Raw genomic sequence first — 25,393 nt, 5'->3', positions numbered from 1 at the left:
GAGATGCGCTGGTGGGACATCGAGCCCGTGCTCGCGCTCGAAGCCGAGCTGTTCCCCGAGGACGCCTGGTCGGAGGGGATGTTCTGGTCGGAGCTCGCGCACGCCAGGGGCCCCGCGGCCACCCGCCGCTACGTCGTCGCGGAGGACCCCGCCGGCGGCCGGCTCGTCGGCTACGCCGGGCTCGCCGCCGCCGGCGGCCTCGGCGACGTCCAGACCATCGCGGTCGCCCGCGACCAGTGGGGCACGGGCCTCGGCGCCCGGCTCCTCACCGACCTCCTCCAGGCCGCGACCGCCTTCGAGTGCGAAGAGGTCCTCCTCGAAGTGCGCGTGGACAACACCCGGGCCCAGAAGCTCTACGAGCGCTTCGGCTTCGAGCCCATCGGCTTCCGCCGCGGCTACTACCAGCCCGGCAACGTGGACGCGCTCGTGATGCGACACACCGTTCAAGGAACAGAGACTGATTCAGATGGCTGCTGACGAACCGCTCGTACTCGGCATCGAGACCTCCTGCGACGAGACCGGTGTCGGCATCGTCCACGGGACCACGCTCCTCGCCGACGCCGTCGCCTCCAGCGTCGACACCCACGCCCGCTTCGGCGGCGTCGTGCCCGAGATCGCCTCCCGCGCCCACCTGGAGGCCATGGTCCCGACGATCGAGCGCGCCCTGAAGACGGCCGGGATCTCCGCGAAGGACCTCGACGGCATCGCCGTCACCGCGGGCCCCGGCCTCGCGGGCGCGCTGCTCGTCGGCGTCTCCGCCGCCAAGGCGTACGCCTACGCCCTCGGCAAGCCGCTCTACGGCGTCAACCACCTCGCCTCGCACATCTGCGTCGACCAGCTGGAGCACGGCAAGCTGCCCGAGCCGACGATGGCCCTGCTCGTCTCCGGCGGGCACTCCTCGCTGCTGCTCTCCGCCGACATCACCTCCGACGTGCGGCCGATGGGTGCCACCATCGACGACGCGGCCGGCGAGGCCTTCGACAAGATCGCCCGCGTGCTCGACCTGGGCTTCCCCGGCGGACCGGTCATCGACCGGCTAGCCAAGGAGGGCGACCCGGCGGCGATCGCGTTCCCGCGCGGCCTCAGCGGCTCCCGGGACCCCGCGTACGACTTCTCCTTCTCCGGCCTCAAGACGGCCGTGGCCCGCTGGATCGAGGCCAAGCGGGCGGCCGGCGAGGACGTGCCCGTACGGGACGTCGCCGCGTCCTTCCAGGAGGCGGTCGTCGACGTGCTCACCCGCAAGGCCGTCCGGGCCTGCAAGGACGAGGGCGTCGACCACCTGATGATCGGCGGCGGCGTCGCCGCCAACTCGCGGCTCCGGGCCCTCGCCCAGGAGCGCTGCGAGCGCGCCGGGATCCGGCTGCGGGTGCCCCGGCCGGGCCTGTGCACGGACAACGGCGCGATGGTCGCGGCCCTCGGCTCCGAGATGGTCGCCCGCAACCGGCCGGCCTCCGACCTGGAGCTGTCGGCGGACTCGTCCCTGCCGGTGACGGACCCCCACGTGCCCGGTGCGTCGCACGACCACGGCCACGACCACGACCACGTGCACGAGGTCAGCAAGGAGAACCTGTACTCGTGAGGCTCACGCTCATGTGGGAGGCCAGGGCCGCCCAGGGCCGGGGCGCCGAGCTCCTGGAGTGGGCTCGGGCCCGGGCGCGGGTCCTCGCCCGTGAGCCGGTCCGCCGGGAGGTCTTCCGGGCCCCGCAGGACCGGGTCCTCGTCCTCACCTGGTGGGAGGCGGACGCGTTCGACGCCGAGCTGCCCGAGCTGCCGGAGCCGGACGCGGAGCTGATCACCCGTCCGGTCCACCGCTGGCGCTTCGAATCGGTCGAATAAGCGATATCGGCTCGGAAATAGAGCAACCTTTCGACCGCTGCGGGCATCCCACAGCGCGTGAAGAAGACGATCGCACTGTGGGCGACCCTGACCGCCGTCGCCCTCCTGGTGACCGGCTGCACGGCGGAGGAGCCGTCCGCCGCGGCCGCACCCCTCCCGGAGCGGACGAGCGCACCCGCCGCCACGCCCTCCGCCCAGGACGAGGCCCCCGGAGCCGCCGCTGCCGCCGCGTACCGGAAGTGGGGTCTGAAGCCCTTCGCCGCCCCGCCCGCCCCGCCCGCCGTCAAGCCGGTGGTCCGCCCGGCCGGTGGGCCGGTGCCCGTCATCAGCGAGATCCCCACCCGCGAGAAGATCGTCTTCATCACGATCGACGACGGGGCCGAGAAGGACCCCGGGTTCGTGCGGATGATGAAGGACCTCAAGGTCCCGTTCACGATGTTCCTCACGGACTCGGCCATCCGCGCCGACTACCCGTACTTCGCGCCGCTCATGGCCCAGGGCAACGGCCTCGCCAACCACACCCTCACCCACCCCAACCTGCGCACCCTCTCCCCGGAGGCCCAGCGCCGGGAGATCTGCGGCCAGCAGACGAAGCTGAAGGAGCGGTACGGCACCACCCCGCGGCTCTTCCGGCCGCCCTACGGCAACTGGAACGAGGCCACGCGCGCGGCGGCGGGGGAGTGCGGTCTCGACGCGATCGTGCTGTGGCGCGAGTCCATGCAGATCAAGAACATGCAGTACCAGCGCGGCGACCGGAAGCTGCACCCCGGCGACATCGTCCTGGCCCACTTCCGGGGCCCGTCCGAGCTCAAGGGCCGGACGATGACCGAGATGACGGCGACGATGCTGCGGAAGATCCAGGAGCAGGGCTTCACGGTGGCCCGCCTGGAGGACTACGTCTAGAAACTTCTCGCGGCACGGTGTCGATGCGGGCCCGGCCCGTTCGACGTATGTGTGGACGGCGGGGAACGGCCCCGCCCACCGCACCCCCGAGGAGTCGTCATGCCCCGCTACCTGTCCCTCGTGCGCATCGAGGAGAACACCATCGACATGGAGAGCGCCGACCCCGGCTTCGAGCAGCGCATGGGCGCCCTCTTCGAGGAGATCACCAAGGCCGGCGCCATGGTGGACACGGCCGGGCTCAAGCCGACCGCCGAGGCCACCCGGATCACCTGGTCGGACGGGAGGCTGTCGTTCACCGACGGCCCGTTCACCGAGACCAAGGAGGTCGTCGGCGGCTACGCGATGCTCCAGTGCAAGGACATGGCCGAGGCCGTCGAGTGGGGGAAGCGGTTCCTGGCCGTCCACCCGCCGCACTGGAAGGTCGGCCTGGAGGTCCGCGAGGTCGAGGAGATGCCGGAAGGCTGACCCGCACTGTGCTGTCATGTGAGACGTGACGGTGGTGGAGAGCACGCTGGAGACGGTCTTCCGGATGGAGTCGGCGCGGATCATCGCCACCGTGGCGCGGATCGTCCGTGACGTCGGCATCGCCGAGGAGCTCGCCCAGGACGCGCTCGTCTCCGCCCTGGAGCAGTGGCCGCGGTCAGGGGTCCCGGACAGTCCGGGAGCCTGGCTGACGGCCGCCGCCAAGCACCGCGCCGTCGACCTCGTGCGGCGCCGCGAGACGTACGCGCGGAAGCTCGCCGAGGTGGGCCGGACGCTCTCGGAGGAGTCGTACGACCCCGAGCCGTCGGGACCGGGCGACATCGACGACGACGTGCTCCGGCTCGTCTTCACCACCTGCCACCCGGTGCTCTCCGCCGACGCGCGCGCGGCGCTCACGCTGCGGCTCGTCGGCGGGCTCCGGACGGACGAGATCGCCCGCGCCTTCCTCGTGCCGGAGGCGACGGTCGCGGCCCGGATCACCCGCGCCAAGCGGACGCTGGCGAAGGAGGGCGTGGAGTTCGAGGTGCCGTACGGGGAGGAGCGGGCGGCCCGGCTCGGCTCCGTCCTGGAGGTCGTCTACCTGATCTTCAACGAGGGGTACGCGGCGACCGCGGGCGACGACCTGCTGCGGCCCGGCCTGTGCGAGGACGCGCTGCGGCTCGCCCGGGGCCTGGCCGCCCTGATGCCCGCCGAGAGCGAGGCGCACGGCCTGTCCGCCCTCCTCGAACTCCAGGCCTCCCGCATCCCCGCCCGCACCGGCCCCGACGGGCGGCCGGTGCTCCTCGCCGACCAGAACCGCAGCCGCTGGAACCGGCTGTTGACGCGCCGCGGATACGCGGCCCTCGCGCGCGCCGGGGACGGCCGCTCCTACGGGCCGTACGCCCTCCAGGCCGCGATCGCCGCCTGCCACGCGCGGGCCGCCTCGTACGAGGAGACGGACTGGGCGACCATCGCCGCGCTCTACGGCCGGCTCGGCGCCCTCACGCCCTCCCCGGTCGTCGAGTTGAACCGCGCGGTCGCCGTGTCGATGACCGAGGGCCCCGCCGCGGCCCTCGCCCTCGTCGACGCCCTCGCCGCCGAACCGGCCCTGGCCCGCTACCACTTGCTCCCGAGCGTCCGCGGCGACCTCCTGGCCCGCCTCGGCCGTACGGAGGAGGCCCGCGCGGAGTTCGAGCGCGCGGCCGCGCTCACCAGGAACGAGAGCGAACGGGAACTGCTGTTGGGACGTGCGGGCGAGGCGACGGGTGCCCGCGCCGAGGAGTCCCGGCACGGCGCGCCTTAGGGTGCAGGACATGTCCCCGCGCACCCCGCTCCCTCCGCCGCCCCCGCCCGCCGAACTCCGGAGCTGGCCGGACCGGGAGGCGCTGCTCGCCGACCGGGCCCTTGCGCTCGACGCACTCGGCAGACGGCTGCTCGGCGTCGGGCGGCTCACGCTGTTCCTGGTCTGGTTCCTCCTGCTCCAACTGGGCTGGGGACTCATCGGCCTGCTGCTCATCGCGCTCGGCTCGCCGTACCCCGACCCGATGACGACGGCGGTCATGGGCTTCGCGGCGGCCCTCGGCATCGGGGTCTTCGTCCCGGCCGTGTGGCTGACCGTCCGCAGCCTGCGGCGCGACCGGACCGTCCGCGAGCGCCTCGCCCAGTGGGCCGCCCTCGACCGGCACCCTCCGACGGACGCCCGGGTGGGTGCCCCCGTCCTCAGCGTCGTCTGGCTGCTGCTGTCGTTCGCGATGTGCGGGGTCGGCCTCTGGCTGGGCTTCGCGGTCCCGGCGGGCGTCAGCCGCGACGACGGCTACGGCCTGGTCGCGTACGGCATGGGCGTCGCCCTGATCCTCTGGATCACGGGTCTCACCGGCGTGGCGAAGGCCGTCGGCCACTACCGCTTCGCGGTGCGGCTCAACGGCCCCCGCCGGCCGGCCGCCCGATCAGCATCGTCGGGGCACCCGCGACCCGAGTGAGCAGCACCGTCGCCGAGTTGGGGCCCTTCGGCTTCACCTTGCGGCGGATCTCCTCGGGTTCGACCGCCGAGCCGCGCTTCTTCACGGTGAGGGTGCCGACCTCGCGCTCCCGCAGCAGGGCCTTCAACTTCTTCAGGTTGAAGGGGAGTTCGTCGGTGATCTCGTACGCGGCGGCGTACGGGGTCTCCCGCAGCCCGTCCGCCGTCACGTACGCGATCGTCTCGTCGATCAGACCGCCGTCCAGCTCCTCCGCGACCTCGGCGACGAGGTGCGCGCGGATCACGGCGCCGTCCGGCTCGTACAGATAGCGGCCGACCGGGCGGACCGCCGGATCGGGCAGTCCCCGGCCGGTGAGCCCGGCACCGGAGGGCAGCAGGGTGGCCCGGCGGGCGCCCGGCTCCGTGCCGAACCAGAGCACGGCCTCCTTCACGTCCCCGCCGTCCGAGATCCACTCCGCCTCGGCCTCCTCCGGCACCGCCTCGTGCGGGATGCCCGGCGCCACCTTCAGGGCGGCGTGCGGCGCGCGGCGGGCCGCGTCGATCGCCCAGGACAGCGGCGGGGAGTACGCCTCGGGGTCGAAGATCCTGCCCCGGCCGCCGCGCCGCGCCGGGTCGACGAAGACCGCGTCGTACGGGCTCGTGTCGATCTCGGTGACGTCCGCGCACCGGACCTCGATCAGCTCCGCGAGCCCGAGCGCGGCCGCGTTGGCCCGTACGGCCTCGGCGGTCAGCGGGTCCCGGTCGACGGCGAGGACGGAGATCCCGGCGCGGGCCAGGGCGATCGCGTCGCCGCCGATCCCGGAGCAGAGGTCCGCGACGCTCCGGACGCCGAGCGCCTTCATCCGGGCCGCCCGGTACGCACCCACCGAGGCGCGGGTGGACTGCTCGACGCCGTTGGGCGTGAAGTACATCCGGTACGCGTCCTCCGCGCCGAACTTCGCCACCGCCCGCTGCCGCAGCCGCGCCTGGCCGAGGGCCGCGGTGACGAGCTCGGCGGGGTGGTCGCGGCGCAGCCGGGAGGCGACCGCGAGCTCCTGCGCGGGGTCGTAGTCGCGCAGGGCGGCGAGGAGCGTCTGCCCCTCGGGGGCGAGCAGGGCGGCGAAGGAGGCGAGGTCGGTCACCCGTCCCATTCTGGGGCCTGGGAGTGCCCGGCCCGACCGGCAGGACACCCCCGCCGGGCTGTGGGCCGGCCGGGGGACGGTGGGGGCCGTACGGCGGTGTCGCGGCCCGGAAGGAGCCCTCGCGCTGACAGGATGCGGCGCCATGCAGCTCGTACGACAAAAGGACCAGATGATGGCAAAAGGCGTGCACCGCTCCCGCCGGACGCTCGGGGCGGCGCTCGCCGTGGCCGCCCTCGCCTCCGCCGCCACGGCCTGCTCCGGCGGTGCCGCACCCGAGCGCGGCGCGCCCGCCCCCGCCCCCGCCGCCGAGAAGCAGGGCCCCGCCGCCGGCGCCCTCGGCGCGTACGTCGAGAAGGTCCGCGCGCAGCGGGCCGCCCGCGTGCTCGCCGCCAAGAAATGGGGCCTTCAGAAGGTGCCGCTCGAAGCGCCCGCCCCGCCCGCCGTCAAACCGAAGATCACCACCCGCAAGGGCTTCGAGACCGACGGCGAGGGCCTGCCGCCCGTCTTCACCACCGTGCCCACCAAGCAGAAGGTCGTCTTCCTGACGATCGACGACGGCGCGGAGAAGGACCCCCAGCTGCTGAAGATGATGAAGGAGCTGCGGATCCCCTACAGCGCCTTCCTCAGCGACTACCTCGTCAAGGACGACTACGGCTACTTCGCGAAGATGCAGAAGTCCGAGGACTCCGGCGTCGCCCTGAACAACCACACCCTCCACCACCGCTACCTGCCCGCCCTCTCGTACGGCGAGCAGAAGCGCGAGATCTGCGGCATGCAGGACGTCATCGAGAAGCGGTTCGGCAAGCGGCCCCCGCTCTTCCGCCCGCCGTACGGCAACTACAACGAGGACACCCTGCAGGCCGCGAAGAGCTGCGGCATCAAGGCGGTCCCGCTCTGGGCCGCCGAGGCCTTCCCCGACCACATGGAGTGGCGCGAGTGGGACCGGGACCTGCACCCCGGCGACATCGTCCTCACCCATTTCCGGGGCAAGGAGGACTGGAAGGGCACGATGCCGGACATGATCCGGCGCGTGATGAACGTGATCACGTCCAAGGGGTACGCGGTCGCGAAGCTCGAGGACTACGTGTGAGGTGGCTCGCCGTGCTCGCCGTGACCGGCGCGCTCCTCGCCCTCCCGGCCTGCGCCTCCTCCGTCGACCCGATCGAACGGCTCGGCCGGAAGGCGGCGGAACGGGTGGGCCCCCACCCCTCACCGGTCCAGCGGGTGCGGGCGGCGGTCGACGCGAAGCGCTGCGAAGAGGCCGGCGGACCTCGTACGGTCACGCGTACGGTCACGCCACGGAGCGATGAATTGGCACTCCGCTTGACCGAGTGCTAATCGCGGTCATAGTCTCGGCCCTGGCACTCCCCACTGGAGAGTGCCAACACAGCGACGGGCAGGTCCGGCACCCGCGACGACGGATCCACCTGGTCGCCACCTCAGACAGTTAACCCCGTGAGATCTCCGAAGGGGGAGGTCGGATCGTGACGACCACCAGCTCCAAGGTTGCCATCAAGCCGCTCGAGGACCGCATCGTGGTCCAGCCGCTCGACGCCGAGCAGACCACCGCCTCTGGCCTGGTCATTCCGGACACCGCCAAGGAGAAGCCCCAGGAGGGCGTCGTCCTGGCCGTGGGCCCGGGCCGCTTCGAGAACGGCGAGCGTCTGCCGCTCGACGTCAAGACCGGCGACATCGTGCTGTACAGCAAGTACGGCGGCACCGAGGTGAAGTACAACGGCGAGGAGTACCTCGTCCTCTCGGCTCGCGACGTGCTCGCGATCGTCGAGAAGTAATTCACCGAAGTATCTGAAGCAGATGCTTTGAGCTGCGCCCCTTGACCCCGCACCGGGCGTCCGGGGGCGCAGTTCGTTCCACCCCATTCCGAGAGGGCTGAACCGCTCCCATGGCGAAGATCCTGAAGTTCGACGAGGACGCCCGTCGCGCCCTTGAGCGCGGCGTCAACAAGCTTGCCGACACGGTGAAGGTGACGATCGGCCCCAAGGGCCGCAACGTCGTCATCGACAAGAAGTTCGGCGCCCCCACCATCACCAACGACGGTGTCACGATCGCCCGCGAGGTCGAGATCGAGGACCCGTACGAGAACCTCGGCGCCCAGCTCGTGAAGGAGGTGGCGACCAAGACCAACGACATCGCGGGTGACGGCACCACCACCGCCACCGTGCTCGCCCAGGCCCTGGTCCGCGAGGGTCTGCGCAACGTCGCCGCCGGCGCCTCCCCGGCCGCCCTGAAGAAGGGCATCGACGCCGCCGTCAAGGCCGTCTCCGACGAGCTCCTCGCCACCGCGCGCCCGATCGAGGACAAGTCCGACATCGCCGCCGTCGCCGCGCTCTCCGCGCAGGACCAGCAGGTCGGCGAGCTCATCGCCGAGGCGATGGACAAGGTCGGCAAGGACGGTGTCATCACCGTCGAGGAGTCCAACACCTTCGGCCTGGAGCTCGACTTCACCGAGGGCATGGCCTTCGACAAGGGCTACCTGTCCCCGTACATGGTGACCGACCAGGAGCGCATGGAGGCCGTCCTCGACGACCCGTACATCCTGATCCACCAGGGCAAGATCTCCTCGATCCAGGACCTGCTGCCCATCCTGGAGAAGGTCATCCAGGCCGGCGCCAGCAAGCCGCTCCTGATCATCGCCGAGGACGTCGAGGGCGAGGCCCTCTCCACCCTCGTCGTCAACAAGATCCGCGGCACGTTCAACGCCGTGGCCGTCAAGGCCCCCGGCTTCGGCGACCGCCGCAAGGCGATGCTCGGCGACATGGCGACGCTCACCGGCGCCACCGTCATCGCCGAGGAGGTCGGCCTCAAGCTCGACCAGGCCGGTCTCGACGTGCTGGGCACCGCCCGCCGCGTGACCATCACCAAGGACGACACCACCATCGTCGACGGTGGCGGCAACTCCGAGGACGTCGCGGGCCGCGTCAACCAGATCAAGGCCGAGATCGAGTCCACGGACTCCGACTGGGACCGCGAGAAGCTCCAGGAGCGCCTCGCGAAGCTGGCCGGCGGCGTGTGCGTGATCAAGGTCGGCGCCGCCACCGAGGTGGAGCTCAAGGAGAAGAAGCACCGTCTGGAGGACGCCATCTCCGCGACCCGCGCCGCGGTCGAGGAGGGCATCGTCTCCGGTGGTGGCTCCGCGCTCGTCCACGCCGTCAAGGTCCTCGAGGGCAACCTCGACAAGACCGGCGACGAGGCCACGGGTGTCGCGGTCGTCCGCCGCGCCGCCGTCGAGCCGCTGCGCTGGATCGCCGAGAACGCCGGCCTCGAGGGCTACGTCATCACCTCGAAGGTGGCGGAGCTCGACAAGGGCCAGGGCTTCAACGCCGCGACCGGCGAGTACGGCGACCTGGTCAAGGCCGGCGTCATCGACCCGGTGAAGGTGACGCGCTCCGCCCTGGAGAACGCCGCCTCGATCGCCTCCCTCCTCCTCACCACCGAGACCCTCGTGGTGGAGAAGAAGGAAGAGGAGCCGGCGGACCACGGCCACGGCCACGGTCACGGCCACTCCCACTGAGGCAGCTGACTGACAGCCGAGGCCTGCTGAGGCGGCCCGGCTGACAGCCGAGGCCCGGTGCTCCCGTCGCGGGAGCACCGGGCCTCGGCGTCCGTTCAGGCCTCCACGGCCCCGAGCTGCCCCATCAGCCCGAGCAGGTCGTACTGCCACCAGCCCTCGACGGCCTTCCCGTCCTCCCGGAAGCGGTGGACGACCATCCCGGTCATGCTCACCTCCATCCCGGTCGGCTGGATCCCCATGAAGTCGCCGACCTGCGTGCCCTTCCACGCCCAGCGGGTGCAGACCCGGTCACCGTCGGCGATCTGGTCCTCGACGGTGAACGTGAAGTCGAACGCCGACCGCCACATCTCGGACTCACGCCGCAGCGCGTCCATCCCGACCGTGTCGGTCGGATTGTTCGGATCGTGGTCGTGATACCCCTCGGCGAACACCTCGTCGAGCGGCGGCAGCTCCCCGGGCATCGAGACCAGCTCGAAGAACCGGCGCGAGGCCGCCTTGTACATCTGCTCGTCCCGGACCACGTCCAGATCGGTGAAGGTCGGCATCTCGTCACAGAGCGCGACCATCTCCCGGAAGATCCGGTCGGTCTCGGGAAGCTGCGAATTGCGCATGGCGACGTCGTACGACGGGAACTCCACGATCTCCACGACGTGCGAGGCGTCGGAACGGTCCTTCCCGACGATGCTGTGCGTCGCGGTCCGCTTCCCCTTGGTCTGCTCGACCCACCGGTCCATGAGCCGGTTCAGGTCGTCGACCCGGCTCGTCTTGCAGTCGATGATCTGCACGAATGTCATGACGCCTCCCGACCCAGGTAGGACCCTTCCAGTCTAGGTCCGGGAAGCCGGGATGCCCTGGCAGCATGGGGTCATGGTGGAGCGGGGGTCCGAGCGGCACCTCACGGTGCACAACGAGTCGGGTGTCGTCGTGATAGGCGAAGGCAACCGGGTCGTGAACGTCGTCGTGCCGCCGGTCCGCTCGGTGTACGGCGAACAGGTCCGTCGTATCGCCCCCGGTGAACTCCTCGACAGAGAAGAGGAGCTGGCGGAGCTGGCCGCCTTTTGCCGCTCGGGGGACGGCTATCGGTGGTGGCGGGCCGACGCTTGGGCCGGGAAGACGGCCCTGCTGTCCTGGTTCGCCCTCCACCCGCCGCCCGGCGTACGGATCGTGCCCTTCTTCGTCACCGCCCGCTGGGGCGCGCAGAACGACGCCACCGCGTACGTCGACGTCGTCCTGGAACAACTCGCCGAACTGGCCGGCGAACCGCTGCCCCCGTTCCTCCCGGCCGCGACCCGCCATGCCCGACTGCTGCATCTGTACGGGACGGCCGCCCGCGCCTGCGCCGGACGGGGGGAGCGACTCGTCCTCCTGGTCGACGGCCTCGACGAGGACCGGGGAGTGACGACCGGGCCCGACGCCCACTCGATCGCCGCGCTCCTCCCGTACGACCTGCCGGTCCTCGTCTCCGGCCGGCCGAACCCGCCCGTCCCGGCCGACGTCCCCGAGGACCATCCCCTCCGGGACCCCGCGATCGTACGGATCCTCTCCCCGTCGCCCTCCGCCCGCGCGATCCGGGTTGAGGCCGAGCGGGAGCTGAAGCGGCTCCTGGAGGGCAGCGGACTCCCGTACGAGCTGCTGGCCCTGGTCACGGCGGCCGGCGGCGGTCTGACGGCGGACGACCTGGTGGAGCTGACCGGCGACGTCCCGTACCGGGTCGCGGACGTCCTCCGTACGGGCCCGGGGCGGACGTTCGCCGTACGGGACGGGGCCTACCTCCTCGCCCACGAGGAACTGGCCGCCCGGGCACGGGAGATGCTCGGCGCCCGCGAACTCGCCCGGCGGCGCGCGGTGTTGCACGACTGGGCGAACGAATGGCGGGCCCGGGGCTGGCCGGAGGGAACGCCCGGCTATCTGCTGCGCGGCTATGTGCCGATGCTCCGCGAGGCCGGGGACGTCGACCGGTTGACCGACTGTGCGCTCGACGTCGTACGGCATGACCGGATGCTGGCGGCGACGGGTGGCGACGGGGCCGCGCTCACGGAGGTGCGGACGGCTTCGGAGGCGGTCCTCGCTCGCGGCGACGCGCCGGGCCCGGCCGGCGCGATGCTGCGGCTCGCGGTCCGGCGGGACCGGCTCGAACAGCGCGGCGGCCTCATCCCGCCGGAGCTGGCTGCCGGGTGGGCGGCCGTCGGCGAGGTGGACCGGGCGGTGGCCCTGGCCCGCGCGCCGGGCGACGAGCGGGCGGCCGTAGCGCTGTGCGCGGTCGCGCTGAAGCTGCTCGAACGGGGGGAGCGGGAGCGGGCCGCCGCGCTGGTCGACGAGGCGGAGGCGCTCGCCCTGCGGGACCGCGAGGCCGGCCGACGGGACGCGGCGGCCGCCGCGGTGGCCGGGGCGCTGGTCGCCCTCGGCGCCCTTGACCGGGCGGAGCGCCGGCTCCGCCGGATCGGCGGCGAGCCGGCCCGGTCCGGGCCGCTGACCGCCCTGATCCGCGCGTTCCGCGCGGCGGGGGAGGACGAGCGGGCCCTCGGCCTCGTACGCGCCGAGCCGGACCCCCGGCTGCGGGCCGGGGCGCGCACGGAGACGGTACGGCTCCTGGCCGCCGCCGGCCGGGCGGAGGAGGCGGCCCGCGCCGCGCGGGAACCGGACCCGAACCGGGCGGTCCGGGCCGTGGTGCTACTCAGGGCGGCCGTCCTGCCCGGTGCGGGAGCGCTGCTCGCCGAGGGCCTGCGGGAGTGGGAGGCGACGGAGCCCCAGGAGGAAGAGGGCGGGCTGCGCGGCGAGTTGGTCGAGGCGCTGGTCGCGGTCGGCGAGAGGGCACGCGCGCGCGTGCCCCGGCACGGGCCGTTCGGCGCGGACGACACGGTGGCGCTCGCCGCCGCGTTCGCCCGGGCGGGGGACTGGTACGAGGCCTGGGCGCTCGTCGACGCACTGGACACCCAGGACGTCGAGCGCGCGGTGCTGCGCTTCGCCCGGGTCAGGCTCGACGCCGGGGACCTCGAAGCGGCCCGGGAGCTGGGCTACCTGGGTCTGATGAGGGACCAGGAGGGCTTTTGGGAGAGCCTCGCGGAGGCGCACCTCGCGCGCCGGGAGCCGGACGACGACGAGGAACTCGCCGGTCTGATGTCCGTCAGCCGGCGCGGGTTCGCGGTGCTCGGCGTCTGGGCGCGGCGCTGGATCGAGCGGGGCGAGGCCGAGCGGGCGCTCGCGTCCGTCGGGAGGTGGACCCGGCTCGTCGAGGAGGCGCAGCTCACCGCCCCCCTGGTCGGTGCGGCGGCCGAGGCGCTGCACGACGCGGGGCGCACGGCCGAGGCGCGTGCGCTGCTGCTCTCGGCGGAAGAGGCGGCCCGCAGACCGCCCCGGCGCGTCACGGCGGTGCGGCTCGCGCGGACGGCGCGGGCGCTGGCGGCGGCGGGCCTGCGGGCGGAGGCGCTGGATCTGCTCGACGCCTTCCCGCCGGACGGGCCCCATGAGGATCACGAGGAGGCGGACCTGGTGGCGGCGCTGCTCGTGGCGGGGCGGCCGGGCCATGCCGAGGCGCATGTGTGGGCGGGAGCCGGGGAGGAGACGTGGCTCCTCGCGTGGATCGTCACGGCGCTGATCACCGAGGGCACCTCCGCGTACGCCGAGCGGCTGATCCAGCAGCAGCACGGCGACGAGGTCGTCGCGGCCGGGGCCGTGGCGTACGCGGACACGGGCGACACCCGTCGGGCCGGGACGCTCCTGGAGCGGCTCTCCGACGGGGCGCTGGTCGCCGTGGTGTCGGCCCGGCTGGCCCTCGCGCTCGACGGGCAGGGCCGCGCGGCGGAGGCCGCCGGCCGTCTGGACCGGGCGGTGGAGGCGGCCCGGGAGCAGGTCGCGGTCACGGCGGTCATGCTGCCGGACGTGGTCCGCGCCCAGCTCGCTCTGGGGCGGCGGGCGGAGGCGGCGGAGCTGTTGGCGACGGCCACGCGCGCGTGGTCCATGGGGTACGGACGCGAGCAGCCCTCGGACCTGCCGGGGGCCTGGGTCGTCGCCGGGGAGTACGACCGGGCGGTGCGGCTCGTCCGTACCCTGCCGCCCGACCTCGCGGAGCGAGGGCTGCTCGCGGTCGCCGTGGACCTCGCCCGCGCCGGGCGGTTCGACCACGCCGAGGCGCTGCTCGCCGGGCTGCACCACCTGGGGCCGGCGTGCGCGGGCGGGTACACCGTCCTGGCGGCGGAACACCCGGACCCGGCCGCCGCCCGCCGGCTCACCGCGCTCGCCCTGCACCTCGGGCCCTGGTTCGAGGCGCTGCCCGCCGTCCTGGGGCGCGCGCCCGAGACCGTACCCCTGGTCCTGGAAGAGGCGGCGCGGCTACGCCGAGCGCTGGAGGTCTGAGGCTCGGACCTCCTCCAGGAAGGGTTCGCCGCGTCCGTACCGGGCGACCTCTTCGACGGCCTGGTCCGCCATCCGGTGGAGTTCGTTGCCCAGGGAGCCGGCGACGTGGGGGGTGAGGAGGACGTTCGGGAGGGTCCACAGGGGGGAGTCCGGGGCGGGGAGTTCCGGGTCCGTGACGTCGAGGATCGCGTGGAGGCGGCCCGTGACGAGGTGGGGGAGGAGGGCTTCCTCGTCGACCAGGGAGCCCCGGGCCGTGTTGATCAGGGTGGTGCCGGCGCGCATCGCGGCGAGCTGCGCCGGGCCGATCATGTGGTGCGTGGACGGGAGTTGCGGCGCGTGGATCGAGACGACCGTGCTGCGGGCGCAGAGCTCGTCGAGGTCGGTCAGTTCCGTGCCGGGCGGCGGGGTCGTCACGTACGGGTCGTACAGGAGGACGTCGACGTCGAAGGGGCGGAGCAGGTCGACGACCCGGCGGCCGATGCGGGAGGCGCCGACGATGCCGATCGTGCGGCGGTAGTTGCCCCAGGGGGCGGATTCCGTGAGCCAGGCGTCGTCGGTGCGGAGTTCGGCGTACCGCTGGGCCGAGCGCAGCACCCGCTTCCCGGCGAGGAGGATCGCCGCCAGCGTGTACTCCGCGACCGGCAGCGCGTTGGCCCCGGCGGCCGAGGTGACGCGCAGGCCGCGGTCCCAGCACGCGTCGGTGATGTGGTGCTTGACGGAGCCCGCCGCGTGGACGACGGCCTTGAGCCGTGGGGCCCGGGCCAGGACCTCGGCCGTCAGCGGGGTCGCCCCCCAGCAGGTCAGGAGGATCTCGGCCTCGGCGAGCGCGGCGGCGACCCGGGGGTCGGGGGCCGTCAGGTCGTGGGCCACCAGGTGGGGGTCGGTGTGGGTGAGTCGGGCCAGGCGGGTGCGGTGGGTGTCCGTGAGGAGGCGGTCGGCCACCCCGGGGCCCATCGCCAGCAGGAGGTTCGGGCGGTTGTCAGTGGTCGGGTGCATCGTGGATACCGGCCTTCCTCACTTGACGCTGCCGGCCGTCAGACCGGCCTTCCAGTGGCGCTGGAGGGAGACGAAGGCGATGACGAGGGGGACGACGGCGAGCAGGGATCCGGTGACGACGAGGGGGTAGTAGTCGGGTTCGGCGTGGGCGTTGCTGTTCCATGCGTACAGGCCGAGGCTCAGCGGGTAGAGCTTCTGGTCCGAGAGCATCACCAGGGGGAGGAAGAAGTTGTTCCAGACGGCGGTGAACTGGAAGAGGAAGACGGTCACGAAGCCGGGCATGACCATGCGCAGGCCGATGGACCAGAAGACGCGCATCTCGCCGGCTCCGTCGATACGGGCGGCTTCGAGGGCCTCGTCGGGGATGTAGCCGGCGCAGAAGACGCGGGAGAGGTAGACCCCGAAGGGGTTGACGAGGACCGGGATCAGGACGGCCCAGTAGGTGTTGACGATGCCGACCTCGCTGGCCAGGAGGTACATCGGCAGGGCGAGCGCGGTGGTGGGGACGAGCACGCCCAGGAGGACGAGGCCGAAGAGCTTCTCCTTGCCCCGGAAGTCGTAGACGTGGAAGGCGTATCCGGCGGCGACGCTGATCAGGGAGCAGGCGAGGGCGCCGAGGCCCGCGTAGAGGAGGCTGTTGGCGTACCAGCGGAAGTAGATGCCGTCGTTGTACGCGGCGATCCGGGAGAGGTTGCCGCCGAGGTCGAAGCCCTCGAAGGAGAAGGCGTCTCCGGCGAGGAGGCCTCCGGCGTCCTTGGTGGCGGCGGTGAGCAGCCAGACCAGCGGGAAGAGCATGTAGACGACGGCCAGGACCAGGGCGCCGTTGACGGCCGTCTTGGAGAGCCATCGGTTCGGAGAGCGGTTGCTCATGCCGGCTGCTCCTTCCGTGCCCGGCTCGGCTTGGGCGCGGGGGCCGCCGCGCTCGCCGTGCCCGCCTTGCGGCGGCCCGTCAGGCGCGTCACCGCGAAGGAGAGCAGCGCCGCCGTCAGGGCGAGGAGCACGGAGGCCGCCGCGGCGAGTCCGTAGTCGTTGCGGTCGAAGGCCGCGGTGTACGCGTACATGTTCGGCGTCCAGGTGGAGGTGACGGCGGAGCCGGTGCCCTTGTTGAGGATGAGCGGCTCGGTGAAGAGCTGGAGGGAGCCGATGATCGTGAAGAGGCCGACCATCGCGAGCGAGGACCTGATGAGCGGGACCTTGATGGAGAAGGCGATGCGCCAGGCGCTCGCGCCGTCGACGGTGGCGGCTTCGAGGACGGAGCGGTCGATGGCCTGGAGGGCGGCGTAGAAGATGACCATGTTGTAGCCGAGCCACTCCCACAGGGCGATGTTGACGACGGAGGGCAGGGTGCCTTCGGGGGAGAAGAAGTCGAAGCCGATGCCTCCGGCGTCCATGGCCTGCACGACCGGGCTGAGCTGGGGCGTGTAGAGGTAGACCCAGATCAGGGCGGCGATGATGCCGGGCACGGCGTGCGGCAGGAAGAGCGCGAGCTGGAAGAAGCGGCGGGCGCGGGCGAGCGCCGAGTCGAGCAGGAGGGCGAGGCCGAGGGCCCCGGCGAGCAGCAGCGGGATGTAGAGCAGGCAGTACCCGAGCAGGACGCCGAAGCCCTCGACGAAGGCCCGGTCACCCAGCGCCGCCGTGTAGTTGTCGAGTCCGGTGAAGACGGTCTCGGTGCCGCCGAAACCCAGTCCGGACTGCTTCTCGGTGAAGAGGCTGAGCCAGACCGCGTATCCGATCGGCACCACCATCACCGCGGTGAACAGGACGAAGAAGGGGGTCAGCAGAAGTGTGGCGGCGCGGGTGCGGGCCTTCATCCGGTCAGCCCTCGACCTTCAGGCCGCGCTTGGTGAGTTCGGCGACGGTGGCGTCGTGGCCGGCCTTGACGGCGTCGGCGAGGGTCGGGCCGCCCTGGGCGATCTTGCCGAACCGGTCCTTGATCGCGGTGTTGGTGGTGCCGGTGGTCGGGCCCCAGGCCCAGTTGGGGTTGATGGAGGCGCCGGCGGCCTCGAAGAGGGCGTAGATGTCCTCGCCGCCGTAGTAGCTCGCGTCGAAGGCCTTCTTGGCGACCGGGCGCAGGGACGCGGCGGCGGGGAAGGCGGAGGAGGTGCCGGAGGCGATCCGGGCCTTCACTCCCTCCTCGGTGGTGGACATCCACTCGGCGAAGGTGACCGCGGCGGCCTTCTGCTTGCTGTCCTTGGTGACGGCGAAGGACGTTCCGCCGAGCATGCCGCTGGCGGGCTTGCCGTCCCAGGTGGGGACGGGGGCGACGGCCCACTTGCCGCTCAGCTCGGGGACGTTGCCCTTGAGGACGCCCGCGCCCCAGGAGGCGCCGAGGTAGCCGATGGTGGTGCCGTTCTTGAGGGAGCCGACCCACTCGGGGCTGAAGGAGGCGTCCTTGTGGACGAGGTCGGCGTCGAGGAGGCCCTGCCAGTAGGCGGTGACCTTGGTGGTGGCCGGGTCGGTGGTGTCGATCTTCCAGGTGTCGTTCTCGGCCTTGAACCACTGGGCGCCGGCCTGCCAGGCCATGGCCTCGAAGGTGGTCGGGTCGTCGGGGAAGAAGGTGGCGATGCGGGCCTTGGCGTCGGCCTTCTTGACCTGCTCGGCGGCCTTCTTGAAGGCGTCCCAGGTGGTGGGGACGTTCACCTTGTACTTGGCGAAGAGGTCCTTGCGGTAGAAGAAGGCCTGCGGGGCGGCGTCGAAGGGGACGGCCCAGGACTTCCCGCCGAGGGTGGTGAGTTCGACGGACTGCGGGAGGAGCTTGGCGCGGTCGGCCTCGGTGAACTGGTCGCCGATGTCCTGGAGGGCGCCGGAGCTCACGAACTCGGGGAGCGAGGCGTACTCGATGGAGACCAGGTCGGGGGCGTTGCCCGCCTTCACGGCGTTGGAGATCTTGGCGTAGCCGCCGGCGGTGCCGGAGGGGATCTCCTCGAACTTCACCTGGATGTCTTTGTGGGAGGCGTTGAAGGCGTCCACGACGTCCTTGGAGCCCTTGGCCCAGCCCCAGAAGGTGATGGTCACGGGCCCGTCGGGCTTGCTCGATGTGTCGTCACCGCCGCCGCCGCAGGCCGTGAGGACGGCGAGGGCGGTGGCGGTGCCGGCTATGACGCGGGACGTTCTGCTCCAAGTACGGGTCACGGCACGGCTCCTGAGGGCGGGGCGGCTGGGAGGTTGTGGCCGTGATCCTGTGACCGTTCATGACCGAAGTCAAGAGCGAAAGATTGATTGATCGAAAAAAGATCAAACTATGGGTGTCGTGCCCGCCCCGCACGAGGCCCGCACGCGCAGCCGCGGCAGCAGGCTCAGATGCCGCCGCGCCGACTCCTCCCCGGGCCCCTCCGTGAGCCGCTCCACCAGGAGTTCCATGGCGTGCCGGCCCACCTGGCGCTTCGGCGGGGCGACCGCCGTCAGCGGGGTGTCGGCGAGGGCGGCGACCTCGTCGTCGTACGCGATCAGGGCCAGGTCCTGCGGCACCCGCACGCCCAGCTCGGCCAGGCGCTGCACGATCTCGATCGCGTCCACGTCGTTGTGGACCAGGGCCGCGCTCGCCAGGCCCGAGCCGACGGCCTCGTGCAGCGCCCGCACCGCCCGCTCGAAGCCCTCCGGATCCGCCTCGGCCGGTACGGAGTCGATGACCGGGCGCGGCTCCTTCAGGCCCAGCGTGCCCAGCGCCTCGGCGTAGCCCGCGCGCACCGCGAGCGCGGTCGGGGAGTCCCGGCGGGCCACGAGCAGCGGGGTCGCGTGGCCGAGCGAGAGCAGATGGCGCAGGGCGAGCAGTACCCCGTGGGCGTGGTCGGAGGAGACCCGGTCCAGGCCGTCGAGCGGGCTGCCGGGCTCGGCGCGGCGCTCCAGGAGCACGGTCGGCACGGGCAGTTCGGCCAGCCAGTCCCCGTACGCGAGCCGGTCCTCGGGCCCCCGCCAGCCCGGCGCGACGAGGACGCCCTCGGCGCCCGCCGCGAGGAGGCCCTCGGTGCGGGCCCGGTCCTCCTCCGGCCGGTAGTCGGAGATCCGCAGCACGAGCCGCGCCCCGGCGCGGGCCGCCGCCTCGTGCGCCCCCCGGATGACCTCGGCGAAGTAGTACGTGGCGGAGGGGGCGAGCAGCCCGAGGACCAGGCCCTCGCCGGGGCGGCCGCCGCCGGGCCCGGCCCCCCGCCGGGGCCAGGAGACCTGGCCGTGCACCCGGTCGAGCAGGCCCCGGCCGGCCAGGACCTCGACGTCCCGGCGGGCGGTGACGGGGGAGACCCCGAGGCGTTCGGCCAGTTCGGAGACGCGGGCGGTGCCGCGCTCGCGCACCAGGGCCAGCAGTCGGTCGTGTCGTTCGGCAGCACTCTCGCGCACGGCGCGGTTCCCCCTCGCGGTGGTGGTGGTTCGTCGAGCCTAGCTCCAGGAATGATCGAATGGCAGAAGTTTCGATCATTCGCTCCGATTCTCTTGACGATCGATCGGAGTCTGTCCAGGATTCCCGGCGATGCGGACGGCGACGCAGACGTCATCGCACGGAGCCCCAGGGAGCATCATGCCCACGCCGCCCGAGAACCGTGAGCTCAGCCCGTACACCGGCTGGACCCGTGCCCACTGGGAGAACGCGGCCGACCGACTCCTCCTGGACGTCCGCCCGTTCGCCTCCCCGAGGCGCGGCCTCGTCGACCTCCCCGGCCCCCGCCCCAGCTGGTCGGGCCCCCGCTCCGACGGCCTGGAGGGCTGGGCCCGCACCTTCCTCCTCGCCGCCCTCCGCGTCGCGGGCGCCCACGGCGAGGACCCCCACGGCCACCTCGACCGGTACGCCGAGGGCCTCGCCGCCGGCACCGAGGAGCCGGGACGGGAGGACCGGGAGTCCTGGCCCCTGATGGCCGACACCCGCCAGGCGGTCGTCGAATCCGCCTCGGTCGCCCTCGGCCTCCGCCTCACCCGCCCCTGGCTCTGGGACCGCCTCGACGACCGCACCCGGCAGCAGGTCGCCGACTGGCTCCGCCCCGCCCTCGCACCGTCCCCCGTCGACAACAACTGGTGGCTCTTCGGCCTCACCGTCGCCGGCTTCCTCCAGGACGCCGGCATCGAGACCGACCGCGCCGCCGCCACGATCGACCGCTCCCTCGCCCGCGTCGAGGACTGGTACCTCGGCGACGGCTGGTACAGCGACGGCGACAACCGCGCCTTCGACCACTACAACGCCTGGGCCCTGCACTTCTACCCCGCCCTCCACGCCCACCTCGCCGGCGACCGGCGGCTCCTCGACACCTACGGGCCCCGCCTCCGCGCCCACCTCGACGACTACGTCCACCTCTTCGACGCCGACGGCGCCCCCGTCCCGTACGGGCGGTCCCTGATCTACCGCTTCGCCGCGGCCGCCGCCCCCTGGCTCGGCACCCTCACCGGCCACACCCCGCTCACCCCCGGCGCCACCCGCCGCCTCGCCTCCGGCACCCTGCGGTACTTCCTCGAACCCGGCGAGGGGCGCGGCGCCACCGACGAGCGCGGCCTCCTCACCCTCGGCTGGCACGGCCCGTACCCGCCGCTCGTCCAGGAGTACTCGGGACCCGGCTCCCCCTACTGGGCCTCCAAGGGCTTCCTCGGCCTCCTCCTGCCCGCCGACCACCCCGCCTGGACCGACCCCGAGGAACCCCTGCCCGCCGAACGCGCCGACACCGTCCGCGCCTTCGCCCCCGCCGGGCTGCTCGTCCAGACCACCGCCGCCGACGGGCTCGTACGCCTCCACAACCACGGCAGCAACCACGTCCACAGCGCGCCCGGCGAGGAGGACGACCCCGGCTACGCCCGCCACGCCTACTCCACCCGTACGGGACCCAGTACGGGGACCGCCGCGGCCGACAACCACTTCGCCCTGCTCGTCGACGGGAAGGCCACCACCCGCGGCCCCGCCGTCCCCCTCGGCACCGGCCCCGACCGGGCCGTCTCCCTCCACCACCCGCTGCCCGGCGTCCGGGTCCTCTCCGCGACCCTCGCCCACGGCCGCGCCGAACTCCGCGCCCACCTGGTCCTCGGCGCCCCGGAGGGGACCCCCGTACGCCAGACGGGCTGGGCCGTCACCCCCGAAGGACCGCACGCCCAGCTCCACCCGGTCCACGGCTACCGGCCGGACGCCGGGGAACTCCCCACCGGGGAAACCCTGCAGGGCCCGGGGACCCGCACCCTCGCCCTGCACGGCACCACGAGCGGCCCCGCGACGCTCTTCGTCGCCCTCGCCTCCCTCACCGCCGAACCCGACCCCGCACCCGTGTCCGACCTCGCGAACGTCCACGTCACCGGCCCCCACACGCTCACCGTGACCTGGCAGAACGGCACCACCGCACAGCTCGACCTCGAAGCCCGGGCCAGTATCAACTCGCGCGAATGTTCTGATGCCTAGCCGAAAGTCAACTGCAGGACGGTGATCGGCGTGCAGCTTCGGTACGGCTTCCGTCTGTACCCGAACGGTCCGCAGCGTGCGGCGCCGGCGAGGGCGTTCGGGTGTGCTCGGGTGGTTTTCAACGACGCGCTGCGTGCCCGTGAGACCGCCCGCGCCGAGGGAGCCCCGTTCCCGAAGGCCGGAGAGCTGTCGAAGCTGCTGATCACCGAGGCGAAGAAGACCGTCGAGCGTGTCTGGCTCGGCGAGGTGTCCGCCGTGGTCCTCCAGCAGTCGTTGCGGGACCTGGACACCGCGTACCGGAACTTCTTCGACGGCCTGAAGGGCAAGCGCCCGCAGACGGGTGCGCCGCGGTTCAAGTCCAAGCGGGACAACCGACAGGCGGTCCGGTTCACCGCGAACGCCCGGTGGAGGATCACCCCGGGCGGAGAAGAGGCTCAAGAAGGCCCAGAAGGACCTGAGCCGCAAGGTGAAGGGGTCGAACAACCGGGGCAAGGCCCGCATCAAGGTCGCTCGTGCGCACGCGGGTGGCCGATGCACGGCGTGACTTCCACCATCAGCTCTCCACGAAGATCATCCGCGAGAACCAGGCGGTGGCGGTGGAGGATCTGGCGGTGAAGGGACTCGCCCGCACGCGTCTGGCCAAGTCCGTCCACGACGCCGGATGGGCCGCGTTCGTCGCGATGCTGGAGTACAAGGCCGCCCTGTACGGCCGGACCTTCCTCAGGATCGGACGCTTCGAACCCACCAGCCAGGTCTGCTGCGTGTGCGGCACCAAGGACGGCCCCAAACCCCTGCACATCCGCGTCTGGACATGCCGGGGCTGCGGAACCGTCCTGGACCGGGACATCAACGCGGCGGTCAACATCGCCAAGGCCGCCGGACCGGCGGTGACAGCCTGTGGAGCGCAGGTAAGACCGGGGCCCCAGGTCCCGGCACAGCGCGAAGAAGCAGGAACCCACCGAGACGGCCGACCGGCCGTGGTAGGAATCCCCGCCCTTTAGCGGCGGGGAGCGGAAGTCAAGCCTTCAAGAACCCGCCGCTCCCCGGGCTGTCCTTCTCGTACAACCTCTTCCACGGCATCACGATGACCCGCCCCGACCCGGGCGGCCTCGACGCCGATCCGCTGCTCCTGCCCGACCTGCGGCTCGCCGCCGGCTCCCCCGCCCTGTCCGCCGGCACGCTCATCGCGGACAACGGCGGCAGGGACTGGTTCGGAAACGCCGTGTCGGCGACGGCGGCTCCGACGATCGGCGCGTACGAAGGAGAAGGGGAGGGCGTGAACCAGGGCTACTGCGGACCGTACTTGCGGCCCGCCTTGGAGGAGACCCCGCCGAGCAGGCCGCGCGGCGCCAGCTTCACCACACCCATGAGGGCCTTGTAGCGGGGGTCCGGGATCGACAGCGTCCGCCCCCGCTCCAGGTCGGTGAGCGCCGCCGCCACCAGCTTGTCCGCGTCGAGCCACATCCAGCCCGGGATGTTGTCCGTGCCCATCCCGGCCCGCTCGTGGAACTCGGTCCGTACGAAGCCGGGGCAGAGCGCCATCAGACGCACCCCGCTGCCCGCGAGGTCCCGCGCCGCGCCCTGGGTGAACTGCACGACCCAGGCCTTCGAGGCGCCGTAGGTCCCGCGGGGCAGGAAGGCCGCCACCGAGGCGACGTTCACGACGGCGCCCCGGCGGCGGCCCTTCATCGAGGTGGCCGCCGCCGAGGTCAGCCGCAGCACCGCCTCGCAGTGCACCGTCAGCATCTTCAGCTCGTCGGCCATGGAGACTTCGAGGAAACGGCCCTTGTTGCCGAAGCCCGCGTTGTTCACCAGCATGTCCACCGGCTGCTTCGGGTCCGAGAGCCGGGCCTCGACGGCGGCGATGCCCTTCTCCTCGGAGAGGTCCGCCGCCAGCACCTCGGCCTCGACGCCGTGCCGGTCGTGCAGTTCGGTCGCCTGCTCGCGCAGCCGCTTCACGTCCCTGGCCACGAGCACGACGTCGTGGCCGTCCGCCGCCAGTCTCCGTGCGAAGGCGGCCCCGATGCCCGCGGTGGCGCCCGTAATCAGTGCAGTCGTCATACGGGCAACCTAGTGCCTGTCCTCCGGGCCCGACCGGGCTCCCGGGCGCCCGCTCCCGCCGCTACGACGAGGCGTACTTCTCCTTGTACCGGCGGGCGAGCGCGAGGAGCCCCGACTCCATCCACTCGGCGGCGGCCAACATGGCGGGCAGCTGGTCGCGTTCGGTGGTCGCGGCGCGGTGCAGGCGCGCCACGGTGATGTCGTGGTCCGGCCGGTGCAGCACGGTGATCGGGTCGCCGGCCTTCACCTCGCCCGGCACGATCACCCGCAGCAGCGCGCCGGGACCGGCCTCCGACTGCGTGAACCGCTTCACCCAGCCCTTCTCCTCGACGAAGCCGGCGAACGTACGGCACGGGATGCGGCCGCCGGTCACCTCCAGGACCACCTCCTCGCCGATCCGCCACCGCTCGCCGATCAGCGCCCCGTTCACGTCGAGGCCCCGCGTGGTGAGGTTCTCGCCGAAGGAGCCGTTGGCCAGTTCGCGGCCGAGCTCCCGCTCCCACAGGTCCATGTCCTCCCGGGCGAAGGCGTACGCGGCCCGGTCGTTCCCGCCGTGGAAGCGCAGGTCGCAGACCGCGTCCCCGGCGACCCCGCTCGCCCCGACGCCGGGCGCTCCGGGCGCCTCGATCCGTACGGGCCCCTCCACCGGACGCTTGTCGATGCCCGTCATCCCCGAGGCGGCGTCGGTGTACTCCAAGGGCTCGGCCCGGCCCACATTCACACTCAGCAAGGTCATGCGGGCACTGTAGGCGGGACGATCTCAAAGGCGCACGCGAGAACGGGCTGCTTCACCCAAGAGTCGCTTATGCTGGACGCATGATCGAGGCCCGCCACCTCCGCGTCCTGCGCGCCGTCGCCGCCACGGGCTCCTTCTCGGCCGCCGCGCGCGAACTGGGCTGCACCCAGCCCGCCGTCAGCCAGCAGATGAAGGCGCTCGAAGCCTCCGCCGGCACGCCGCTGCTGATCCGTACGGGACGCGAGATGCGCCTCACCCAGGCCGGCGAGGTCCTGGTGCGCCACGCCTCCGGCATCCTCGCCGGGCTCACCGCCGCCGAGGAGGAGGTCGCCGCCATCGCCGGGCTCCGGGCGGGCCGCGTCCGGCTGGTCTCCTTCCCGAGCGGCAGCTCCACGCTCGTGCCGACCGCGCTGGCCGCGCTGCGGGCCGCGCACCCCGGGACCCGGGTCTCCCTCGTCGAGGCCGAACCGCCGCGCTCGATCGAGATGCTCCGCGAGGGCGACTGCGACATCGCCCTGGCGTTCCGCTACGGGGCCGGGCAGGCCGAGTGGGACGACCTGGTGGTCCGCCCGCTCCTCGCCGACCGGCTCGTCGGCCTGGTGCCCGAGGGGCACCGGCTCGCCGACGCCGGGGCGGTCGGCATCGGGGAGCTCGCGGACGAGTCCTGGATCGCGGGCTGCCCGCGCTGCCGCCGCCAGCTCGTCGACGTCTGCGAGGAGGCCGGCTTCACGCCCCGCATCGACTTCGCCACCGACGACTACCCGGCCGTGGTGGGCCTGGTGGGCGCCGGTCTGGGCGTCGCCGTCCTGCCGGAGCTGGCCATCGAGTCCGTACGGCCCAAGGGCGCGCGGACGGTGGCCGTGGAGCCGGCCGTGGAGCGGGAGATCGTGGCCCTGACGCTGCCGGACCTCGCCCAGGTGCCGGCCGTGGCCGCCACGCTCGACGAGCTGATCCGCGCCGCCACGCGCGCGTAGACACGGGGTCGCGTAGCGACGCGACACGTGGTCGTGACGCGCGCGGGCGCGTGAGTCTTCAGTTCATGTGCACGTTGAGG

General features: G+C 72.7%; 23 protein-coding genes and 1 pseudogene. 15 read left to right on the top strand and 9 right to left on the bottom strand.

Annotated features, from left to right (window positions below; genetic code table 11):
- Positions 1–3 precede the first annotated feature (3 nt).
- The 7 genes from rimI (at position 4) to GGE06_RS22315 (ending at position 5,180) form a co-directional block, all read left to right on the top strand.
- Complete coding sequence (gene rimI / locus GGE06_RS22345; protein ID WP_116165369.1) at positions 4–477, top strand: ribosomal protein S18-alanine N-acetyltransferase; 474 nt, start codon at positions 4–6, stop codon at positions 475–477.
- Positions 467–1,579 (top strand): tRNA (adenosine(37)-N6)-threonylcarbamoyltransferase complex transferase subunit TsaD, encoded by a 1,113-nt coding sequence (tsaD, locus tag GGE06_RS22340; RefSeq protein WP_184931542.1) that lies wholly within the window; start codon positions 467–469, stop codon positions 1,577–1,579. The genes rimI and tsaD overlap by 11 nt, the downstream gene beginning before the upstream one ends.
- Positions 1,580–1,590: 11 nt before the next feature.
- On the top strand, positions 1,591–1,836 hold the full coding sequence (locus tag GGE06_RS22335) for a hypothetical protein (protein WP_184931616.1): 246 nt from the start codon (positions 1,591–1,593) through the stop codon (positions 1,834–1,836).
- Positions 1,837–1,893: 57 nt separating this feature from the next.
- Positions 1,894–2,739 (top strand): polysaccharide deacetylase family protein, encoded by an 846-nt coding sequence (locus GGE06_RS22330; RefSeq protein WP_184931541.1) that lies wholly within the window; start codon positions 1,894–1,896, stop codon positions 2,737–2,739.
- 99 nt (positions 2,740–2,838) lie between these two features.
- A complete protein-coding gene (locus GGE06_RS22325) occupies positions 2,839–3,204 on the top strand; it encodes a YciI family protein (RefSeq protein WP_116159316.1) in 366 nt (121 codons plus the stop codon).
- Positions 3,205–3,268: 64 nt separating this feature from the next.
- Positions 3,269–4,504 (top strand): RNA polymerase sigma factor, encoded by a 1,236-nt coding sequence (locus GGE06_RS22320; protein ID WP_116165368.1) that lies wholly within the window; start codon positions 3,269–3,271, stop codon positions 4,502–4,504.
- 10 nt (positions 4,505–4,514) lie between these two features.
- A complete protein-coding gene (locus GGE06_RS22315) occupies positions 4,515–5,180 on the top strand; it encodes a hypothetical protein (protein WP_116165367.1) in 666 nt (221 codons plus the stop codon).
- Here the strand turns inward: GGE06_RS22315 and GGE06_RS22310 are convergent.
- On the bottom strand, positions 5,119–6,309 hold the full coding sequence (locus GGE06_RS22310) for a THUMP-like domain-containing protein (RefSeq protein ID WP_221518396.1): 1,191 nt from the start codon (positions 6,307–6,309) through the stop codon (positions 5,119–5,121). The two genes, GGE06_RS22315 and GGE06_RS22310, sit on opposite strands and share 62 nt — an antisense overlap.
- Before the next feature lie 133 nt (positions 6,310–6,442).
- Here GGE06_RS22310 and GGE06_RS22305 point away from each other — a divergent pair, with 133 nt between their 5' ends.
- The 4 genes from GGE06_RS22305 to groL all read left to right on the top strand — a co-directional run bounded on the left by GGE06_RS22305 (position 6,443) and on the right by groL (position 9,832).
- Positions 6,443–7,390: a polysaccharide deacetylase family protein gene (locus GGE06_RS22305; RefSeq protein ID WP_376773574.1), complete on the top strand. Its 948-nt coding sequence runs from the start codon at positions 6,443–6,445 to the stop codon at positions 7,388–7,390.
- The gene (locus tag GGE06_RS22300; RefSeq protein ID WP_116159313.1) at positions 7,387–7,638 is read left to right on the top strand and encodes a hypothetical protein; all 252 of its coding nucleotides are present in this window, start codon (positions 7,387–7,389) and stop codon (positions 7,636–7,638) included. The genes GGE06_RS22305 and GGE06_RS22300 overlap by 4 nt, the downstream gene beginning before the upstream one ends.
- Before the next feature lie 146 nt (positions 7,639–7,784).
- Positions 7,785–8,093, top strand: coding sequence for a co-chaperone GroES (gene groES, locus GGE06_RS22295; protein WP_017239619.1), 309 nt, complete (start codon positions 7,785–7,787; stop codon positions 8,091–8,093).
- Between the two features lie 110 nt (positions 8,094–8,203).
- Positions 8,204–9,832, top strand: coding sequence for a chaperonin GroEL (gene groL / locus GGE06_RS22290; RefSeq protein ID WP_116159312.1), 1,629 nt, complete (start codon positions 8,204–8,206; stop codon positions 9,830–9,832).
- 95 nt (positions 9,833–9,927) lie between these two features.
- On the opposite strand, the gene GGE06_RS22285 is transcribed toward groL, so the two are convergent.
- Positions 9,928–10,626 carry an ester cyclase gene (locus GGE06_RS22285; protein ID WP_116159311.1) on the bottom strand — a complete coding sequence of 233 codons (699 nt, stop codon included), beginning with the start codon at positions 10,624–10,626 and terminating at the stop codon, positions 9,928–9,930.
- A 73-nt stretch (positions 10,627–10,699) separates the two neighbouring features.
- Between GGE06_RS22285 and GGE06_RS22280 the strand changes: the two genes are divergently transcribed.
- Positions 10,700–14,185, top strand: coding sequence for a hypothetical protein (locus GGE06_RS22280; protein ID WP_184931540.1), 3,486 nt, complete (start codon positions 10,700–10,702; stop codon positions 14,183–14,185).
- Here GGE06_RS22280 and GGE06_RS22275 read toward each other — a convergent pair.
- The 5 genes from GGE06_RS22275 to GGE06_RS22255 form a co-directional block, all read right to left on the bottom strand.
- Positions 14,162–15,181, bottom strand: coding sequence for a hydroxyacid dehydrogenase (locus tag GGE06_RS22275; protein WP_116159309.1), 1,020 nt, complete (start codon positions 15,179–15,181; stop codon positions 14,162–14,164). The two genes, GGE06_RS22280 and GGE06_RS22275, sit on opposite strands and share 24 nt — an antisense overlap.
- A gap of 18 nt (positions 15,182–15,199) precedes the next feature.
- On the bottom strand, positions 15,200–16,051 hold the full coding sequence (locus GGE06_RS22270; protein ID WP_184931539.1) for a carbohydrate ABC transporter permease: 852 nt from the start codon (positions 16,049–16,051) through the stop codon (positions 15,200–15,202).
- The gene (locus GGE06_RS22265; RefSeq protein WP_116159307.1) at positions 16,048–16,992 is read right to left on the bottom strand and encodes a carbohydrate ABC transporter permease; all 945 of its coding nucleotides are present in this window, start codon (positions 16,990–16,992) and stop codon (positions 16,048–16,050) included. Before GGE06_RS22265 ends, GGE06_RS22270 begins: the two co-directional genes overlap by 4 nt.
- Before the next feature lie 4 nt (positions 16,993–16,996).
- Positions 16,997–18,313 (bottom strand): ABC transporter substrate-binding protein, encoded by a 1,317-nt coding sequence (locus GGE06_RS22260; protein WP_116159306.1) that lies wholly within the window; start codon positions 18,311–18,313, stop codon positions 16,997–16,999.
- 102 nt (positions 18,314–18,415) lie between these two features.
- Positions 18,416–19,513, bottom strand: coding sequence for a substrate-binding domain-containing protein (locus tag GGE06_RS22255; RefSeq protein ID WP_184931538.1), 1,098 nt, complete (start codon positions 19,511–19,513; stop codon positions 18,416–18,418).
- Positions 19,514–19,691: 178 nt separating this feature from the next.
- Here GGE06_RS22255 and GGE06_RS22250 point away from each other — a divergent pair, with 178 nt between their 5' ends.
- A complete protein-coding gene (locus tag GGE06_RS22250; RefSeq protein ID WP_116159304.1) occupies positions 19,692–21,542 on the top strand; it encodes a DUF2264 domain-containing protein in 1,851 nt (616 codons plus the stop codon).
- A 30-nt stretch (positions 21,543–21,572) separates the two neighbouring features.
- Positions 21,573–22,543 (top strand): annotated as a pseudogene (locus GGE06_RS22245) (RNA-guided endonuclease InsQ/TnpB family protein).
- A 286-nt stretch (positions 22,544–22,829) separates the two neighbouring features.
- Here GGE06_RS22245 and GGE06_RS22240 read toward each other — a convergent pair.
- Together GGE06_RS22240 and GGE06_RS22235 are read right to left on the bottom strand one after the other, a co-directional pair.
- Positions 22,830–23,603: an SDR family NAD(P)-dependent oxidoreductase gene (locus tag GGE06_RS22240; RefSeq protein WP_116159302.1), complete on the bottom strand. Its 774-nt coding sequence runs from the start codon at positions 23,601–23,603 to the stop codon at positions 22,830–22,832.
- 61 nt (positions 23,604–23,664) lie between these two features.
- A complete protein-coding gene (locus GGE06_RS22235; RefSeq protein WP_184931537.1) occupies positions 23,665–24,339 on the bottom strand; it encodes an MOSC domain-containing protein in 675 nt (224 codons plus the stop codon).
- Positions 24,340–24,419: 80 nt separating this feature from the next.
- Between GGE06_RS22235 and GGE06_RS22230 the strand changes: the two genes are divergently transcribed.
- Entirely contained in the window at positions 24,420–25,313 is an 894-nt protein-coding gene (locus tag GGE06_RS22230) for a LysR family transcriptional regulator (RefSeq protein WP_116159300.1), read from the top strand.
- Positions 25,314–25,393 lie beyond the last annotated feature (80 nt).

Source organism: Streptomyces nymphaeiformis, from assembly GCF_014203895.1.
GTDB classification, from domain to species: domain Bacteria; phylum Actinomycetota; class Actinomycetes; order Streptomycetales; family Streptomycetaceae; genus Streptomyces; species Streptomyces nymphaeiformis.
Note: the sequence above shows the minus strand (reverse complement) of the source record. Positions and strands in the feature narration are given on the sequence as shown.